Genomic DNA, 17,244 nt, shown 5'->3' with positions numbered 1-17,244 from the left:
CTCCGAGGTGGGGGACTCAGTCCAGGACGCGGGTGAGGTCGGCGTCCTCGTAGCGGACCGGCTTCGAGCCGGTGACGAGCTTGTGGCCGAGCCACAGCGCGAGGAACAGGGGCAGGCCGATGTACGCGCTGGCCACGGCCACGAGGTCCACGTCGCCCATGAACGCCTGGTAGTTCTGGCCGAGGATCACGACGGCGCACATGACCAGCGCGACGATCGGGCCCAGGGGGAACAGGAAGGCGCGGTAGGGCAGGTCCTTCGGGTCGTGGCCCTGCGCGACGTAGGCCCGCCGGAACCGGTAGTGGCTCCAGGCGATGCCCATCCACACGATGAACCCGGCCAGGCCCGAGGCGGAGACGAGCCACACGTAGGCGGCGCCGTCCCCGATGAACGTGGTCAGGAAGCACGCCGCGCCCACCGCGGTGGTGGCGTAGAGGGCGTTCATGGGCACGCCGCGCCGGTTCACCTTCGCCAGGAAGCGCGGGGCCTTGCCGGAGTCGGCCAGGGCCCAGAGCATGCGGGTGGAGGCGTACAGGCCCGAGTTGCCCGCGGAGAGGATGGCCGTGAGGATCACGGCGTTCATCACGGAGGCGGCGGCGAGCACGCCCGCGTTCTCGAAGACGAGCGTGAACGGGGAGATCGAGATGTCCTCGACGTCGCTGCCCAGCAGGTGGGGGCTGGTGTAGGGGATGAGGAAGCCGACGACGGTGATTGCGCCGACGTAGAAGAGCAGGATGCGCACGAACACGGTGCGGATCGCCTTGGGCACGTTCTTCTCCGGGTCCTCGGCCTCGCCCGCGGCCACGCCGACCAGCTCGGTGCCCTGGAAGGAGAAGCCGGCCACCATGAAGATCGCCAGGATGCCGGCGCCGCCGCCCACGAAGGGGGCCTCGCCGTCCGTCCAGTTGTGGAAGCCGGGGGAGGAGCCGCCGAGGATGCCGACGATCATCAGGACGCCGAGCACCAGGAAGATCACCACGGTGGCGACTTTGATGAGCGAGAACCAGAACTCGCTCTCGCCGTAGGCGCGCGTGGAGAGGGCGTTGAGGCCGAAGAGCAGCACGAGGAAGGTCGCGGACCAGATCCACGAGGGCACGTCCGGGAGCCAGTACCGCATGATCAGGGCCGCCGCAACGAGCTCGGCGGCCACCGTGATCGCCCAGTTGTACCAGTAGTTCCAGCCGATGGCGAAGCCGAACGAGGGGCTCACGAAGCGGGTGGAGTACTCCTCGAACGCGCCGGAGACCGGCAGGTACGTGGACATCTCGCCGAGCGACTGCATCAGCAGGAACACCATGAAGCCGATGGCCACGTAGGCCGCGAGGGCGCCACCGGGGCCGGCGGTCGCGATGGTGTTGCCCGAGGCCACGAACAGGCCCGTGCCGATGGCGCCGCCCATCGCGATCATCGTCAGGTGGCGGGATTTGAGGGTGCGCCGCAGGGAGCCGCCCTCGGGGGCGGCGTGGGCGGCGGAGGCGGGCGGCGTCGACGGGGACGTCCGCGGTGCGCTGGTGTCCACGGTGGCCTTTCGGTGGAGGAGCGGTCGGACGCGCGTCGAAGGCCGCGGCGTCCCACCCTGCTGCACGGTGGTAGAAGGGTATCCCGGCCGGGTGCGGTCGTCAGGCGGCGGGGACGAGTTCGGCGCGCAGTGCGGCCGTGAACGCGTCCACGTCCTCCTCGGTCGTGTCGAAGCCGCACACCCACCGCACCTCGCGGCGCGCCGCGTCCCAGTCGTAGAACCGGAAGCGGGTGCGCAGCCGGTCGGCCACGCCCTCGGGCAGGACGGCGAACACGGCGTTGGCGTCCGTGGCCTGCGTGAACTCGACGCCGGCCAGCGAGCCGTCGGCGACCCCCGCCTCGATGCCGGCGCGCAGCCGGGCGGCCATGGCGTTGGCGTGGCGGGCGGAGCGCAGGTACAGGTCGCCGTCGAACAGCGCGAGCAGCTGCGCCGAGACGAAGCGCATCTTCGAGGCCAGCTGCATCTGGTTCTTGCGCAGGTACACGAGGCCGTCCGCGGCGTCCGGGTCGAGCACGACGACGGCCTCGGCCAGCAGCGCCCCGTTCTTGGTGCCGCCGAGGGAGAGCACGTCCACGCCGACGTCGGTGGTGAAGGCGCGCAGCGGCAGGCCCAGGGAGGCCGCGGCGTTGGCGATGCGGGCGCCGTCCATGTAGACGCGCATCCCGTGCTCGTGGGCGTAGTCCGTGATGGCCTTGACCTCCTCCGGGGTGTAGACCGTGCCGAGCTCGGTGGACTGGGTGAGGTAGACGACCAGGGGCTGGGCACGGTGCTCGTCACCCCAGCCCCACGCCTCGGCGGCGATCAGCTCGGGGGTGAGCTTGCCGTCGTCGGTGGACACGGGCAGCAGCTTGATGCCGGCGGACTTCTCGGGCGCGCCGCCCTCGTCCACGTGGATGTGCGCGGTGTCCGCGCAGATCACCGCGCCCCAGCGGGGCAGCATGGCCTGGAGCCCGACGACGTTCGCCCCGGTCCCGTTGAACATCGGCCACACGGTGGCGTCCTTGCCGAAGTGCTGGGCGACGACCTCCTGCAGACGCGCCGTGTACACGTCCTCGCCGTAGGCGACCTGGTGGCCCCCGTTGGCCTCGGCGATCGCCGCGAGCACCTCCGGGTGGACGCCGGAGTAGTTGTCCGAGGCGAAGCCCCGCTCCTGCGGATCGTGGATCCTCTGCATGTCAGTCCGTTCCCTTCTCCTGGAGCGTGCGGACGGCGTCGTTCAGCGCGCCCGCCTCAGCCTTCCACAGTCGCGCGTACTCCTCGGCCAGCCGTTCCTCGAGCCCGGCGAGGGACTTCACGCGGAACACGACGGCCGCCGAGCGCAGCGGCGCCTCCGCGTCCCGGGCGGCCTTGGCCCAGCCCTGCGCCACCGCGCGGGTCCATGCCTCGCTCGCCGCCTTCACCGCGGCGTAGTTCGCGCCGCCGGCGAGCGGCCGGGTCACCGCCGTGGACGAGACGATCGCGAGGCGACCGGCGGACGAGGCCCGCAGGTCGTCGTCGAGGGCCCGGCTCACGTGCCGCAGCGCCGTGAACGAGGCCTCGAGGGCGCGGTAGTCCTCCTCGGTCTGGCCGGCGAGGCCTCCGCCGCCGCGCCAGCCTCCCACCAGGTGGAGCAGGCCGTCGATCCGGGTGCCGCGGGCGTGCAGGTCCTCGACGAGGCCGCGGACGGCGGTCTCGTCCGTGAGGTCCAGGGCCGCGGCCTGGGCGCCGAGCGCGGCGAGGGGGGCGAGCTTCGCGGCGTCGCGCCCGGTCGCGACGACGTGTGCGCCGGCGTCGAGGAGCGTGCGGGCGACGGCCCGGCCCGAGGCGCTCGTGGCGCCCGCGATCAGGACGGCGCGGTCGGTCAGGGCGGCCACGGGTCAGGCGCCTGTGCCGCGGATCCCGGCGGTGGACTCGATGACGCCGCGCATCTTCTTCTCGAGGGCCTCGAAGAACATGGACAGCGGGAACTCGTCGTCGAGCACGAGGTCGGTGTAGCCCTTGGGCGGGCCGGCGAGCACCTCGCGCGGCAGGCCCTGCGCCCACACGGACGCCGGGTGCGGGGTGACCACGGAGGCGACGAGCTCGTAGGCCTGGAGCCAGTGCACGGTCTTGGGGCGGTCGATGGACTCCCAGTAGAGCGTGTCGATGGCGTCGCCCAGCTCGACGACGGCGTCGGCGAGCCGGTCCCAGTCCACGCTGAGCTCGACGTCGCGCCACTGGATCACGTCCTTGCGGTGCAGCCAGGCGAAGAGCAGCTGGCCGCCGAGGCCGTCGTAGTTGCGGACGCGGGAGCCGGTGAGGGCGAAGCGGAAGACGCGGTCGAAGAGGACGGCGTGCTGCACGAGCCCGGCGTGGCGGCGGGTCTGCTCCTCGAGGGCGGTGAGCTGCTCGCCGGCGGCGGCGCGCGCCGTGAGGCGGCGCTCGATCGCCACGCACTCGCGGAAGGCGGTCATGTCGCAGCGCATCTCCTCGAGCGTGTAGAGGAAGAAGGGCATGCGCTGCTTGATCATGAACGGGTCGAAGGGCAGATCGCCGCGCATGTGCGTGCGGTCGTGGATGAGGTCCCACATCACGAAGGTGCCCTCGGCGAGCTCCTGGCAGGAGAGCAGTTCGGCGAGCTCGGCCGGGAGCTCGAGCTGGGTGATCTCGGCGGCGGCGGTGACGACCCGGCGGAAGCGGGCGGCCTCGCGGTCCTGGAAGATGGCGCCCCACGTGAAGGTGGGGATCTCGCGCATGGCCACGGTCTCGGGGAAGAGGACGGCCGAGTTCGTGTCGTAGCCGGGGGTGAAGTCGATCAGGCGCAGGGAGAGGAAGAGGCGGTTGCCGTAGTCGCCGGCCTCCAGTGCGGCGATGAACTCGGGCCAGATGGTCTCGACGACGAGGGCCTCCACGTGCCGGTCGGGGGAGCCGTTCTGCGTGTACATCGGGAAGACCACGAGGTGCCGGACGCCGTCGACGCGGTGCTCCTGCGGCTGGAAGGCGACGAGGGAGTCCAGGAAGTCGGGCTCGGCGAAGCCGCCGTCGGCCCAGCGGGCGAAGTCGCGGGGCAGGGCGGCGAGGTAGGCGGCGTCGTGCGGGAAGAGCGGGGCGAGCTCCTCGACGGCGGCGACGATGGTCTCCACGTGCTTGCGCGCGGCGGCGTGGTCCGCCGGGTCCGGGATGGAGCCGTCCTTGACCTGCAGGGGCTGCAGGGCGGTGGCGGCGGCCTTGAGGCGGAGCCAGGCCGGGTGGGTCTCGACGGTGCGCGCGTCGGACGGGGTCTCCGGGACGACGACGTCGGTCCGGGCGGGCTGCAGAGTGGTGGACATGGAACCCTCCTGAGGTCGAAGCGCCGGAAAATATACGGTGACGCGGATCACTTGCCGGAAGGTTTCCATGAGCGCACGGGGCTGTCAACCCGGCGGCCGGGGCCGGCTGATAGCGTGCGGCGCATGGACGACCCTGTCGACGCGCGGCTCGCGGCCGCCGTCTCCCATGACCCGCGCGCCACGCTCGCCCAGCTCTCCGAGCGGGTCGGCCTGTCGACCTCCGCTGTGCAGGCGCGCCTGCGCCGGCTCGAGAGCACGGGCGTGATCACGGGCTACCGCGCGCTGCTCGACCCCGAGGCCGTGGGCAGGCCGCTCTCCGCGTTCATCGAGATCAGCCCGCTGGACCCGCGCCAGCCCGACGACGCCCCCGAGCTCCTCGAGTCCATCGCGGCGATCGAGGCGTGCCACTCCGTGGCCGGCGACGCCGCGTACATGCTCTTCGTGCGCGTGGGCTCGCCACGCGAGCTCGAGGCCCTCGTGACGGAGATCCGCCAGACGGCGTCGGTGTCCACCCGGACCACCGTGGTGCTGCAGACCTTCTACGAGCACCGCCCCATGCTGGAGTTGCCGGCGGAGGACTGAGGGCGGGCGCGTCGGCCCCACCTGTCACGTGAGTGGTCGGAATGAGGGCGGGTCTGACGCTCATTCCGACCTCTCGCGTTCCCGGCTGCGGCAGCGGGCACTCGGCCGTCCGTCCCCGCTACGGTGATCCCGTGCGTCCGACCTCGCCCCGTCCCGCCCCCGCCTACCTCACCGACTCCGTCCCCGCCCGTCGCGGCCACCCGCTGGGGTTCGCGCACCGGGGCGCCGCCGTCGACCGGGAGAACTCCCTGGCCGCGTTCGTGGACGCCCACGCCGCCGGGTTCACCTACCTCGAGCTGGACGTGCGCACCACGGCGGACGGCGAGCTCGTCGTCTTCCACGACGACACCCTGGACCGCGTCAGCACCGGCCGCGGCCGGCTGCACGACCACACGTGGGAGCGGCTGGCGGACGTCACGGTCGGCGGGGAGCCGCTGCTGCGCTTCACCGAACTGCTCACGGCGCTCCCCGAGGCGCGCCTCAACGTGGACCTCAAGGACCGCGCGTCGGCCCCGGCCCTGGCCCGCATCCTCGCCGAGCACGGCGCGTGGGACCGCGTGCTCGTCGCCTCGTTCCACGACTCGCGGCGCCGCCTCTTCCGGCGCGCCCTCGCCCGCCTCGGCCACCCCGAGCGGGCGTACGGGCCGGAGCGGGTGGCGACGTCGGGCGGGGCGGCCGCCATCGCGGCGCTCGTGACGCTGGGCCCGCTGGGACTGACCCGCTGGCTGCGCCGGTACGCCCTCGACGTCGACTGCGTGCAGGTGCCCGTCCGGCACGGCCGCGTGCCCGTGGCCACCGCCGACTTCGTGCGGCGGTGCCACGCGGCGGGCCTGCCGGTGCACGTGTGGGTCGTGGACGAGCCCGCGGAGATCGAGCGCCTGCTCGACCTCGGTGTCGACGGGATCATGACCGACCGCGCCGACGTCCTCGCCGAGGTCTACGCCCGCCGCGGACTCTGGCCGCAGCGCTGACCCCCGCCCCTCAGAGCATCTTCGGCAGCAGCGCCCGCTTCATCCGCCCGTACGGCGGGTAGGCGGTCTTGAGCGTGTCCACCTGGTCCGACTTCGTGATGGACGGGCGCAGGTGGGAGAACGTCTCGAACCCGTGGATGCCGTGGTACGCGCCCATCCCGGACGCGCCGATCCCGCCGAACGGCAGCGTCGCGATGCCGGCGTGCAGCAGGCCGACGTCGTAGCCGAGGCCACCGGCCTGCACCTGGTCGTCGAACGCGCGGTGGTAGCTGGGCCGGTCCGTGAACAGGTACGCGGCCAGTGGGTGCGGGCGCTCCGCGATGAAGTCCAGGGCGTCCTGGAAGGTGTCCACGGTCAGCACGGGCAGGATCGGGCCGAACAGCTCCTCCTGCATGAGCGCGCCGTCCGGCTTGACGCCCGTCACCACGGTCGGCGCCATGTAGCGCCCCGCCACGTCCACGTCGCCGCCGACGAGCAGCTCGGCGCCGGCGTCGAGGTCCGCCTGGAGCATCTCCCGCAGCCGCTCCGCGTGCTCGGCGGAGATGAGGCGGCCGTAGTCCTTCGACGCGCGGGGGTCGTCGCCGTAGAACTCGCGCAGGGCTGCGGGGAGCTCGGCGGTCACCTGGCGCAGCGCGGCCTCGCCGACGGCCAGCACGTAGTCCGGGGCCACGCACGTCTGGCCCGCGTTGGTGAACTTCGCCCACGCGATGCGGCGGGCCATCGCTCCCGTGTTCCGCGACGGCGTCACCACCGCCGGCGACTTGCCGCCCAGCTCGAGCGTCACGGGGGAGAGGGTCTTCGCCGCCGCCTCGTAGACGATCCGGCCCACGCGCTCCCCGCCGGTGTAGAGGATGTGGTCCCACGGCTCCGCCAGCAGCGCGGTGTTGCACTCCTTGCCGCCCGCCACCACGGAGACCAGCGCGGAGTCCAGGTACTGCGGCACCAGCTCCCGCAGCGCCGCCGCCGTGGCCGGGGCCTTCTCCGACGGGCTGAGCACCACCGTGTTGCCGGCCGCCAGCGCACCCACGACCGGGGCGAGCGCGAGCTGCACCGGGTAGTTCCACGCGCCGATGACCAGCACGAGACCCTTGGGCCGCGGCCTGACCTCCGCGCTCGCGGGCCGCAGGGCCAGCGGCAGCTTCACGGGCCGCGGCTCCATCCAGTCGGTCAGGTGCAGCAGCGCGTGGTCCACCTCGGAGCGCACCGAGACGATCTCCGTGATCAGCGCCTCGGTGGCCGGCTTGCCCAGGTCCGTGCCGAGCGCCGCGACGAACCGGTCCGCGTGCTCGGTCAGCATCCGCTTCAGGCCCTTGAGCTGGCGCACCCGCACCGCGCGCGGGTGGGCGGCGCGGGAGCGGGCGGCGGCGCGCAGCCGCTCGACGGCGGCCCGCGGCTCCTCGGGTCGGGGCCCGGCCGGCGCGATCGGCAGGGCCTCGGTGGGCAACGGCTCGCGGACCGGATCGTCGGCGGGGGAGTCGGGGGAGTCGGTGGTCAGACCGGGGGGCTGCGTGCTCATGCCGGCCACGCTACCGAGCGGCCCTGTGCGGCGGCAGGGCGGGGCGCCGTCGTCGTCCTCCGGCCGCTGGTGCCGCCCCGACGGGCGCCACGGCGTTTTCGTTCGGGAAACGGCGCGCGCGCCCGGCCGTTTCCCGAACGAAAGCGGTGCGACACGCCGCCGTTTCCCGAACGAAAGCGGGCGGGGGTGAGGGTCAGCCGATGACCGCGTCCACCAGCCGCTGCGCCTCCGCCTGCACCTGCGTCAGGTGCTCGGGGCCGCGGAAGGACTCCGCGTAGATCTTGTAGACGTCCTCGGTGCCGGAGGGCCGCGCCGCGAACCACGCGTGCTGCGTGACCACCTTGAGCCCGCCGATCGGGGCGTCGTTGCCCGGAGCGTTGGTCAGCGTCGCGAGGATGGTCTCGCCGGCCAGCTCGGTCACGGGGACGTCGTCGGGGGAGAGGGTCTTCAGCTTCGCCTTCTGCTCGGCGGTCGCGGGGGCGTCGATGCGCGCGTACGCCGGGTCGCCGTGCAGGGCCACGAGGTCGCGGTACCGCTCGGACGGGGACTGGCCCGTCGCGGCGATGATCTCCGCGGCCAGCAGGCACAGCAGCAGCCCGTCCTTGTCGGTGGACCACGGGCTGCCGTCGAACTGCACGAAGGACGCGCCCGCGGACTCCTCGCCGCCGAACACGCCGGTGCCCGTCAGCAGGCCCGGCACGAACCACTTGAAGCCCACCGGCACCTCCACGAGCTCGCGGCCCAGGTCCCCGGCCACGCGGTCGATCATCGAGGAGCTCACCAGGGTCTTGCCCACGCCCGCGCTCTGGGGCCACTGCTCGCGGTGGCGGTACAGGTAGTCGATGGCCACGGCGAGGTAGTGGTTCGGGTTCATCAGCCCGCCGTCGGGGGTGACGATCCCGTGCCGGTCCGCGTCGGCGTCGTTGCCGGTGGCGACGTCGAAGGGCGCCTGCCCGTCCGCGTCCGGGGTCATCCGCTCGATCAGCGAGGCCATCGCGTTCGGCGACGAGCAGTCCATGCGGATCTTGCCGTCCCAGTCCAGGGTCATGAACCCGAACCGCGGGTCCACCTCCGGGTTCACCACGGTCAGATCCAGCCCGTGGCGGTCGGCGATCTCGCCCCAGTACGCCACGGACGCCCCGCCCATGGGGTCGGCGCCGATGCGCACGCCCGCCTCGCGGATCGCCTCCACGTCGATCACCTGCGGCAGATCGGACACGTACCGGTCCAGGAAGTCGAAGCCGCCCAGCTTCGCGTGGCCGGCGACGTCGGCGCTCGCCACCCGGTGCACGCCCGCCAGCCCGGCGGCGAGCAGCTCGTTGGCGCGGTCGGCGATCCACGTGGTCGCCTCGGTGTCCGCGGGGCCGCCGTGGGGTGGGTTGTACTTGAAGCCGCCGTCCGCGGGCGGGTTGTGCGAGGGGGTGATCACGAGGCCGTCCACGAGGCCGGCGTTGTCCCCGTCCACCGCGAAGCCCGACGGCGACAGCTCGCGCCCGGCGTTCAGGTGCAGGATCGCGTGGGAGACGGCGGGGGTGGGCGTGTAGCCGCCGCGGGAGTCGACGAGCACCTCGACGTCGTTGCCCAGCAGCACCTCGACGGCGGTGTCCTGCGCGGGCCCGGACAGGGCGTGCGTGTCCCTGCCGACGAGGACCGGCCCCGTGATCCCGTGGTGCGCGCGGTACTCGACCACGGCCTGCGTGATGGCGGCGATGTGGTCGTCGTTGAACGAGGTCGTGAACGCGGAGCCGCGGTGGCCGGAGGTGCCGAACACGACCTTCTGCGCCGGGTCCGTCACGTCCGGGTGACCGGTGCGGTACGCCTCCAGGAGGGCGTCGACGTCGATGAGGTCCTGCGGCAGGGCGGGGGTGCCGGGACGCTCGGCGGCGGGCAGGGCGGCGGTGTTCTCGGTCATGTGCCACACCTTGGCACGGGCGGGCGGACGGGGGAAGACGCGCGGCCCAGCGGGACGACGCCGGCGGTCACTCCCGGCAGCCGGCGCACAGCCCCCAGTAGTAGACCTCGGCCTCGTCGACCGCGAAGCCGTGGTCCTCGGGGGCGTCGAGGCACGGGGCGGAGCCGGTGCGGCACGGCACGTCCACGACCGTGCCGCAGCCGCGGCACACGAGGTGGTGGTGGTTGTCGCCCGTGCAGATCTCGTAGCGGGCCGGGGAGCCGGCGGGCTGCAGGGAGCGCACCAGCCCGGCCTCGGTGAGCGCATGGAGGCAGTCGTAGACGGCCTGGTGCGAGGTGCCGGGCAGGGCCCGACGCACGGCGGCCAGCACGGTGGACGCGTCCGCGTGGGGGTGGTCGGCGAGGGCGGTCAGCACCGCCAGGCGGGGCCGGGTCACGCGCAGGCCGACGCCGCGCAGCAGCGTGCGCTCGTCCTCGTCCCGCGTCGTGGTCTCCATGCCAGTCGATCCCATCCGGTTCTCTGGAACATGTCAAGAAAGAGCGGGCCGCTTCGCCCCCGGCGCACCGGCCATTCCCCGCCGTCCCCGTGCTGACTACGGTGAATCCTCGACCCCGGGGCGCACCGGCCCGGGCGCCGTCGACGAGGAGGTCCCCACCCATGGCCCAGCCCGAGCCCGTCCGTCTCGTCCCGGGTGGAGCCGTGGACCGCCCGGCCGAGCAGGCCCTCCTCGCGGCCGCCGCGGCCTGCGACGGCGACGTCGATGCGATGGTCGAGCTGCTCCGTGCGGCGTCCGGCGCCCCGTCCGGCGAGGACGCCGCCCCGCTCGACCTGCCGCTGACCGGCGCGGGGCGCACCCGGGAGCAGTGGGAGCTGCTCGCCTCCGTCGCCGCGCAGGACCTCTCGGCCGCCCGCGTGCTCGAGCCCCATCTGGACGCGCTCTCGATCCTGTCCCAGGCCGGCGTCCCCGCCCCGGCCGGGCTGCTCGGCGTCTACGCCTCCGAGTCCGGCGGTCGCACCCCGGCCCTCTGCCCCGCCCCGGACGGCCCCGACACCGCCTGGCTGCTCGACGGCGAGAAGCCGTGGTGCTCGCTCGCGGACCGGTGCGCGGCCGCCGTCGTGACCGGCCGGGAGGCGGACGGCACCCGCCGTGCCGTGCTCGTGGACCTGTCCCACCCCGGCGTGGCCGAGACCGACTCGGCCTGGCCCGCGCTCGGCCTCGCCCCGATCCGCACGGTGGGCCTGGCCTTCGACGCCGTCCCCGGCAGCGCCGTGGGCGACGCCGAGTGGTACCTGCGCCGGCCCGGCTTCGCGTGGGGCGGCATCGGCGTGGCGGCGGTGTGGTTCGGCGGCGCCGTCGGTATCGCCCGCACTCTGCGGAACGCCACCGCCGCCCGCGCGGCCGAGGGTCGCGGACCGGGCCCGGACCAGATCGGCCAGGCGGCGCTCGGCCGCGTCGACCGGCTGCTCCACGCGATGGCCGCCCTGCTCGCCCGTGCCGCCGACGACGTGGACGCCGGCCGCCTGGACCACGGCCGCGGCATGGTCGAGGCCGACCGGATCCGCGGCACCGTGGCGCAGCTGTGCACCGAGGTGATGGACGTCGTCGGGCAGGCCACCGGCCCCGGCCCGCTCACCGGCAGCGCCGCGCACGCCCGCGCCGTCGCCGACCTGCAGGTCTACCTGCGCCAGCACCACGGACACCGCGACGACGCCCGGCTGGGCGCCGCGCTCCTGACCGGCGAGACCGACGGCGGCTGGACGTGGTGAGCTTCTCCCACACCGACGACGGCACGTCCGAGGCGGCCTGGGCCGAGGGCGGCGTCGGCGAGCTGCCGGAGCTGCGTCTGCCCGTCTGGGACGCGCAGACGCTGCTGCTCGTGGCCGTGGCGCACCCGGACGACGAGACCCTCGCCGCCACCGGCCTGATCCGCTCTGCCCTGCGCGGCGGGGCACGCGTGCACGTGCTGGTCGCCACCGCCGGCGAGGCCTCCCACCCGCACTCGCCCACGCACACGCCCGCGGACCTGGTCCGGCTGCGCCGGGACGAGATGGAGCACGCCCTCGACGCCCTCGCCGCCGGCCTGCCCGCCTCCGCAGGCCCCGGCTCCCCGGCGCGGGACCGGCTGACCTGGGCGTCCCTGGCCCTGCCCGACTCCGGCGTGGCCGAGCACGAGGACGCCGTGCGCGACGCCGTCGCCGCGGCCCTCGACGCCCACCACGGCCCCGCCGTGCTCGCCTCCCACGACCCGGGCGACGGCCACGCGGACCACGAGGCCGTGGGCCGGGCCGTCGGCGCGGTCGCGGGCGAGTGCGACCTGCCGCTCTACGCCTTCCCCATCTGGTTCTGGCACTGGGCCGACCCGGCCGACCTGCCCGCCCGCCGCTACCGACGGCTCCCGCTCACCGACGACGACCGTGCCGCCCGCCGTGCCGCCCTCGACGCGCACGCCTCCCAGGTCCGGCCCCTCTCCGCCGCGCCCGGCGACGAGGCGATCCTGGGCCCCGCCGTGCTCGCCCACCACGGGCGCCCGTTCGAGGCCCACCGCGTCTCCGGCCCCGACGACGCCGACGCCCACCGGGCCGCCGCCGTCTTCGACCGGCTCTACCGGGCCCAGGAGGACCCGTGGCGCTACCTCAGCTCGTCGTACGAGGCCCGCAAGCGGGCGCTCACCCTCGCCGCCCTGCCCCGGCCCCGCTACGGGACCGTGGTGGAGGCGGGCGCGTCCATCGGCGTGCTCACCGCGGACGTGGCCGCGCGCGCGGACCGCGTGGTCGGCCTCGAGGCGTCCGCCACCGCCGTCGAGCGCGCCGCCGCCCGGCTGGCCGGCGCGCCGCACGCCGAGGTGCGCCGAGCCGTGCTGCCCGCGGACTGGCCGGCCGACGTCGCCGGCGCGGACCTCGTGATCGCCTCCGAGATCGGCTACTTCCTGCAGCCCGAGGAGCTCGACGCGCTGATCGACGACGCCGACGCCGCGCTCGCCCCCGGCGGCGAGCTGCTGCTGTGCCACTGGCGCCACCCCATCGAGGGCTGGCCGCTGGACGGGGACGCCGTGCACGCGCGCGTCGCAGCCGACCCGCGCTGGCGGCTGCGCACCGAGCTCGTGGAGGACGACTTCCGGCTCAGCCTCCACGTGCGGGCCGCCGCCGCGACCCACGCCGTCGTCGTGGTGCCCGCCAAGGACGAGCAGGAGCGGCTGCCGGCCGCGCTCGCGGCCCTCACCGCCGCCCTGGACCGCTGGGAGGAGCACCACGCGCAGGGCACGGCCGCGGTCGTGGTCGCCGCGGACCGCTGCGACGACGCCACGGTGGCCGCCGCCCTCGAGGCCCGCGCCGCCGACCCGCGCATCCACGTCCTCGAACTGGGGGAGCCGACCGCCGGGCAGGCCGGCGTCGGGCGGGCCCGCCTCGAGGGCGCCCGCCGGGCCCGCGCGCTGTTCCCCGACGTGCCCGCCGAGCGCCTCTGGCTCGCCTCCACCGACGCGGACAGCCGCGTCCCCGCCGACTGGCTGCTGGCGCAGACCGTGGCCGCCGGCCGCGACGAGGCGCTCGTGCTGGGCACGGTGGACGTGCGCCAGGGGCCGCTGCGGCAGGCCTGGCTCCGCGGCTACCGGCACGAGGAGGGGCACCCGCACGTGCACGGGGCCAACCTGGGACTGCCGTGGTCGCTGTACGAGGCCGTGGGCGGGTTCCCGCCGGTGGCCGAGCACGAGGACGTCGGCCTGGCCGAGGCCGTGCGGGCCCTGGCGGGGGAGCGCGACGGCGGTGACGGCCGCCGGGTGCGCGTGATCGCCACCGACACCACCCGCGTGCTCACCTCGTCCCGCCTGGAGGGGCGGACCCCCGGCGGGTTCTCCGGGTACCTCAAGGCGGTGGGCCGGCCCGGGTGAGGCCGGCCGGGGAGCAGGGGCGCGGGGCCGGGCCGGGTCCGGGGGGCACCGCCTAGACTCGGCACCGGCCGCGACGCCCCGAACCGGAAGGACCGTCATGACCGACCCCCACGCCTCCCACGACCCGCGCCGTGAGGCCGCCCGGCCGAGCTGGTACGGGTCCGAGGCCGGTGCGGGCTCCTCCGGCACCGGCTCCTCCGCCGCCGGCTGGCCCGACGCCCCGGCCGGCGACGCCGACCGCGCCGCCTGGGACCGGGCCCCCTCGTACGCCGAGCAGGAGGAGCAGACCCGCCCCGCCTACGGGCAGCCGTACGGCTACGGCCAGGACGCGAACACCGTCCCCGCCTACGGCTACGGGCAGGGCACGCCCGGCCACGGCTTCGGAGCCCCGCTGCAGCCCGGCCAGACCGAGGGCGTCGGCCGCTCGGTGGCCTCCATGATCCTCGGCATCATCTCCGTGGTGGGCGGATTCACGTTCCTCCTCCCGCCGATCGTGGGCGTGGTCCTCGGTCACCTGGGTCTCAAGCGCGAGCCCCACGGCCGCGGCATGGCGATCGCCGGCCTCGTGATGAACTACGTGTCCCTCGCCCTGCTGCTGCTCGCCGTCGTGTTCCTCGTGATCCTGGTGATCGCCGGGATCTCCCTGGGCGACTACACCTCGACCTGACCGGCCGGCTCAGCCGGCCAGCAGCAGCTCGAGGTGCGCGGCCAGGGCGAGCAGGGGCGCGGACGTGCCAGGCCGGCCGATGAGCTGGACGGACCAGTTCAGGCCCCGCTCGTCCCGGAGCACGGGCACCGCGACCGCGGGCAGGCCGAGCACGTTGACCATCGAGGTGTAGGGCGTGAACGCGCACTGCGCCTCGTAGTTGGCCTCGGGCTCCATCGCCAGGAAGTGGCCGACCGGCGGGGGCGCGGTGGCCAGCACCGGGGTCATCACCACGTCGACGGCGGCGAACTGCGCCCGCACCCCGCGCGCCCACTCCTCCAGCCGGTGGGCGGCGTCGTCGATCTCTTCGCGCCCTGCGGCCCGGGCCGTGCGCAGGAAGTGCGCGGCCACCGCGCCCACGTGGGCCTCGGCGTCCTCCGGCAGCGGCGCCCGGAGCAGCCCGGCGGTCCACACCGTGCGGAAGTCCCGGTGATAGTCCTCGCCGTAGTAGGGGGAGAGGTCCTCGACCGCGTGGCCGCCCGCGTCCAGGGCGGCGGCGGCCTTCGTCAGGGCGGTGACGGCGGGCCGGGCCAGGGAGATCTCGAGGTCGGAGGCGAAGGGCGAGGCCGTGGTGACGCCGATCCGGCGGACGTCGACGGCGCCCCCGGCCCGGGCGGTCTCCACGGTGCGGCGCAGGTCCGGCAGCACCCGGCCGGGCAGGCCCTCGGGGGAGAGCAGCACGTCGTAGAGCAGGGCGGCGTCCTCGACCGTGTGGGCCAGCGGGCCCGACACCGTGAGGTTGCGGACCGTGTCCGCGTGCTCGTCCATCGGCAGCTCCCCGCGGCCGGGCTTGAGGCCCACGAGCCCGCACGCGGCGGCGGGGATCCGGATGGACCCGCCCCCGTCCGAGCCCGGGGCGAACGGCAGGATCCCCGCGGCGACGGCCGCCGCGGCCCCGCCCGAGGAGCCTCCCGCGGTGCGGGTGGGGTCCAGGGGGTTGCGGGCCGGCGCCGTGACGAGGTTCTCCGAGTAGGAGTCCAGGCCGAACTCGGGCACGGTCGTCTTGCCGAGGGTGACGGTGCCGGCCCCGCGCAGGCGGAGCGCGAGTGGGTCGTCCTGCGCGGCCGGCGGCGCGTCGGCCAGCAGGGCGGAGCCGAACCGCGTGGGCATCCCGCGCACGTCGATCAGGTCCTTGTACGCCAGCGGAAGGCCGTGCAGGGAGGCGGGGGCTCCGTCGTCGTCCGGGGCGGGGGAGGTGCGCGGACCGGGCACGGCCCGGGGCCCGACGCGCGGGTGGGCCGCGTCCAGCTCGGCCGCACGGGTCCGGGCGCCCTCGGCGTCGAGGAGGGCGAACGCGCCGAGGTCCGCGTGGGCCTGGGCCGCGGCGAGGGCCGCCTCCGTGACCTCCCGGGCGCTCAGCGCCCCGGCGGCGAGGTCCTCCCGCAGGCGCACGGCCGAGCGGTCCAGGAGCCGGGCCGGGCCGGGGGCGGAGGGGGTGCGGTCGTCGTCGGCGGCGGGTGCGGCGTCGGAGGTCTGCATGCGGCCGAGCCTAACGGGCGTGGGCAGGGTCATGGACGGCGGGGCCTTCCTGGGACGTCCGGGCGGGTGGCTACGCTGAAGCCATGAGCGCCTTCGAGACCGTCGATGTGAACGAGATCCCCGCCGATGCGGCCATCCTGGACGTCCGCGAGGACGACGAGTGGGCCCTGGGCCGCGCCGCCGGCGCCCAGCACATCCCGCTGGGCCAGCTGCCGGACCGGCTCGAGGAGCTGGACCCGGACACGGACTACTACCTGATCTGCCGCACCGGCGGCCGCTCCGCCCGCGCCGCCGAGTTCATGACCGGCCGCGGCTACTCGGCCATCAACGTGGCCGGCGGCTCCGGCGCGTGGCTCGAGGCCGGCAAGCCGATGGAGGCCGACGGCGACGCCGAGCCCACCGTCAAGTGACGGGGACGGACTCCGCTGACGCGACGCCGTCGCGCCTGCGCTACGCCTTCCTCGGCCCGGCCGGCACCTTCACCGAGGCCGCCCTGCGGAAGGTGGCGGACCCGGCCGAGGCCGAGTTCGTGTCGGCGGGTTCCGTGCTGAGCGCCGTGGCGGCGCTGCGCAGGGGGGAGGTGGACCGCGCCGTCGTGCCCATCGAGAACTCGGTGGAGGGCGGCGTCTCCGCCACCGTGGACGAGATCGCCCTCGGGGAGACGCTGCAGATCCTCGCGGAGGTGCACGTGCCCATCAGCTTCGTGCTCGTGGGCCGGCCCGGCGTCGCGATCGAGGACGTGCGGCGCGTGACCACGCACCCCCACGCCTGGGCGCAGGTGCGCGGCTGGGCCGAGACGGCGCTGCCGGGCGTGGAGTTCACGCCCGCCCCGTCGACGGCGGCCGGGGCCGGCCTCGTGGCCCAGGGCGACTTCGACGCCGCCGTGTGCGCCCCGCTCGTGGCCGAGCAGACCGGGCTGCCGGTGCTCGCCGAGCGGATCGAGGACGTGCCGGGCGCCGTGACGCGCTTCGTGCTGCTCTCCCGGCCGACGGCCCTGCCCGCGCCCACGGGGGCGGACAAGACCACGCTCGTGGTGCCGCTGCCGGAGGACCGGCCCGGCGCCCTCGGGCAGATCCTTGCCGAGTTCACCACGCGCGGGGTGAACCTCTCCCGCATCGAGTCCCGGCCGACCGGCGAGGGCATCGGGCGGTACTTCTTCTCCCTCGACCTCGAGGGGCACCTGGCGGAGGCCCGCGTGGGTGATGCGCTCGCGGCCCTGTACCGGGAGTACCCCGACCTGCGGTTCCTGGGCTCGTACGCGCAGGCCGAGCCCGTGCCCACGAGGGTGCCGGCCGAGTTCACCGACGCCGCGTATCGCTCCGGCCGCGCCTGGGTGGAGTCCCTCCGCTCCCGCTGAGGCGGTACAGCACTTTCGTTCGGGAAAC

Annotated in this window: 15 protein-coding genes; 7 read left to right on the top strand and 8 right to left on the bottom strand. The window is 75.0% G+C overall.

Going from position 1 to position 17,244, the window contains the following annotated elements:
• Nucleotides 1–16: 16 nt before the first annotated feature.
• The 4 genes from OVA32_RS01385 to OVA32_RS01370 form a co-directional block, all read right to left on the bottom strand.
• On the bottom strand, nt 17–1,519 hold the full coding sequence (locus OVA32_RS01385; RefSeq protein WP_119217642.1) for an amino acid permease: 1,503 nt from the start codon (nt 1,517–1,519) through the stop codon (nt 17–19).
• A 100-nt stretch (nt 1,520–1,619) separates the two neighbouring features.
• Complete coding sequence (locus tag OVA32_RS01380) at nt 1,620–2,693, bottom strand: threonine aldolase family protein (RefSeq protein ID WP_248086600.1); 1,074 nt, start codon at nt 2,691–2,693, stop codon at nt 1,620–1,622.
• 1 nt (nt 2,694) lies between these two features.
• Entirely contained in the window at nt 2,695–3,372 is a 678-nt protein-coding gene (locus OVA32_RS01375) for an SDR family NAD(P)-dependent oxidoreductase (RefSeq protein WP_267714826.1), read from the bottom strand.
• A gap of 3 nt (nt 3,373–3,375) precedes the next feature.
• Nucleotides 3,376–4,806, bottom strand: coding sequence for a DUF6421 family protein (locus OVA32_RS01370; protein ID WP_267714824.1), 1,431 nt, complete (start codon nt 4,804–4,806; stop codon nt 3,376–3,378).
• 123 nt (nt 4,807–4,929) lie between these two features.
• Here OVA32_RS01370 and OVA32_RS01365 point away from each other — a divergent pair, with 123 nt between their 5' ends.
• Both OVA32_RS01365 and OVA32_RS01360 read left to right on the top strand, forming a co-directional pair.
• Nucleotides 4,930–5,388: an Lrp/AsnC family transcriptional regulator gene (locus tag OVA32_RS01365; RefSeq protein WP_036316550.1), complete on the top strand. Its 459-nt coding sequence runs from the start codon at nt 4,930–4,932 to the stop codon at nt 5,386–5,388.
• Nucleotides 5,389–5,519: 131 nt separating this feature from the next.
• Nucleotides 5,520–6,359 (top strand): glycerophosphodiester phosphodiesterase, encoded by an 840-nt coding sequence (locus tag OVA32_RS01360; protein WP_267714822.1) that lies wholly within the window; start codon nt 5,520–5,522, stop codon nt 6,357–6,359.
• A 10-nt stretch (nt 6,360–6,369) separates the two neighbouring features.
• Here the strand turns inward: OVA32_RS01360 and OVA32_RS01355 are convergent, their stop codons facing one another.
• The 3 genes from OVA32_RS01355 to OVA32_RS01345 all read right to left on the bottom strand — a co-directional run bounded on the left by OVA32_RS01355 (nt 6,370) and on the right by OVA32_RS01345 (nt 10,283).
• Entirely contained in the window at nt 6,370–7,875 is a 1,506-nt protein-coding gene (locus OVA32_RS01355) for an aldehyde dehydrogenase family protein (RefSeq protein ID WP_206450711.1), read from the bottom strand.
• Nucleotides 7,876–8,068: 193 nt separating this feature from the next.
• Nucleotides 8,069–9,787, bottom strand: a complete 1,719-nt coding sequence (pgm, locus tag OVA32_RS01350; protein WP_248086597.1) for a phosphoglucomutase (alpha-D-glucose-1,6-bisphosphate-dependent) — start codon at nt 9,785–9,787, stop codon at nt 8,069–8,071.
• 67 nt (nt 9,788–9,854) lie between these two features.
• Nucleotides 9,855–10,283 carry a Fur family transcriptional regulator gene (locus OVA32_RS01345; protein ID WP_002858246.1) on the bottom strand — a complete coding sequence of 143 codons (429 nt, stop codon included), beginning with the start codon at nt 10,281–10,283 and terminating at the stop codon, nt 9,855–9,857.
• 161 nt (nt 10,284–10,444) lie between these two features.
• Here OVA32_RS01345 and OVA32_RS01340 point away from each other — a divergent pair, with 161 nt between their 5' ends.
• The 3 genes from OVA32_RS01340 (at nt 10,445) to OVA32_RS01330 (ending at nt 14,341) form a co-directional block, all read left to right on the top strand.
• Nucleotides 10,445–11,554, top strand: coding sequence for an acyl-CoA dehydrogenase family protein (locus OVA32_RS01340; RefSeq protein WP_159228265.1), 1,110 nt, complete (start codon nt 10,445–10,447; stop codon nt 11,552–11,554).
• Nucleotides 11,551–13,674, top strand: coding sequence for a PIG-L family deacetylase (locus OVA32_RS01335; protein WP_159228266.1), 2,124 nt, complete (start codon nt 11,551–11,553; stop codon nt 13,672–13,674). The genes OVA32_RS01340 and OVA32_RS01335 overlap by 4 nt, the downstream gene beginning before the upstream one ends.
• 97 nt (nt 13,675–13,771) lie before the next feature.
• Entirely contained in the window at nt 13,772–14,341 is a 570-nt protein-coding gene (locus OVA32_RS01330; RefSeq protein ID WP_267714811.1) for a DUF4190 domain-containing protein, read from the top strand.
• Between the two features lie 9 nt (nt 14,342–14,350).
• Here OVA32_RS01330 and OVA32_RS01325 read toward each other — a convergent pair whose 3' ends face one another.
• The gene (locus tag OVA32_RS01325; protein ID WP_267714809.1) at nt 14,351–15,859 is read right to left on the bottom strand and encodes an amidase; all 1,509 of its coding nucleotides are present in this window, start codon (nt 15,857–15,859) and stop codon (nt 14,351–14,353) included.
• Between the two features lie 83 nt (nt 15,860–15,942).
• Between OVA32_RS01325 and OVA32_RS01320 the strand changes: the two genes are divergently transcribed.
• Together OVA32_RS01320 and pheA are read left to right on the top strand one after the other, a co-directional pair.
• Nucleotides 15,943–16,269: a rhodanese-like domain-containing protein gene (locus OVA32_RS01320; RefSeq protein WP_010079684.1), complete on the top strand. Its 327-nt coding sequence runs from the start codon at nt 15,943–15,945 to the stop codon at nt 16,267–16,269.
• Complete coding sequence (pheA, locus tag OVA32_RS01315; RefSeq protein ID WP_020625278.1) at nt 16,266–17,216, top strand: prephenate dehydratase; 951 nt, start codon at nt 16,266–16,268, stop codon at nt 17,214–17,216. The genes OVA32_RS01320 and pheA overlap by 4 nt, the downstream gene beginning before the upstream one ends.
• Nucleotides 17,217–17,244: the final 28 nt, after the last annotated feature.

Source organism: Micrococcus sp. SL257 (assembly GCF_026625585.1).
GTDB lineage: Bacteria > Actinomycetota > Actinomycetes > Actinomycetales > Micrococcaceae > Micrococcus > Micrococcus luteus.
Note: the sequence above shows the minus strand (reverse complement) of the source record. Positions and strands in the feature narration are given on the sequence as shown.

Bases quoted from the DNA above. Each gene is read 5' to 3' on its own strand.
- OVA32_RS01380 (WP_248086600.1), bottom strand. From the start codon at position 2,693: ATGCAGAGGATCCACGATCCGCAGGAGCGGGGCTTCGCCTCGGACAAC.
- OVA32_RS01370 (WP_267714824.1), bottom strand. From the start codon at position 4,806: ATGTCCACCACTCTGCAGCCCGCCCGGACCGACGTCGTCGTCCCGGAG.
- OVA32_RS01365 (WP_036316550.1), top strand. From the start codon at position 4,930: ATGGACGACCCTGTCGACGCGCGGCTCGCGGCCGCCGTCTCCCATGAC.
- OVA32_RS01355 (WP_206450711.1), bottom strand. From the start codon at position 7,875: ATGAGCACGCAGCCCCCCGGTCTGACCACCGACTCCCCCGACTCCCCC.
- pgm (WP_248086597.1), bottom strand. From the start codon at position 9,787: ATGACCGAGAACACCGCCGCCCTGCCCGCCGCCGAGCGTCCCGGCACC.
- OVA32_RS01345 (WP_002858246.1), bottom strand. From the start codon at position 10,283: ATGGAGACCACGACGCGGGACGAGGACGAGCGCACGCTGCTGCGCGGC.
- OVA32_RS01340 (WP_159228265.1), top strand. From the start codon at position 10,445: ATGGCCCAGCCCGAGCCCGTCCGTCTCGTCCCGGGTGGAGCCGTGGAC.
- OVA32_RS01330 (WP_267714811.1), top strand. From the start codon at position 13,772: ATGACCGACCCCCACGCCTCCCACGACCCGCGCCGTGAGGCCGCCCGG.
- OVA32_RS01325 (WP_267714809.1), bottom strand. From the start codon at position 15,859: ATGCAGACCTCCGACGCCGCACCCGCCGCCGACGACGACCGCACCCCC.
- OVA32_RS01320 (WP_010079684.1), top strand. From the start codon at position 15,943: ATGAGCGCCTTCGAGACCGTCGATGTGAACGAGATCCCCGCCGATGCG.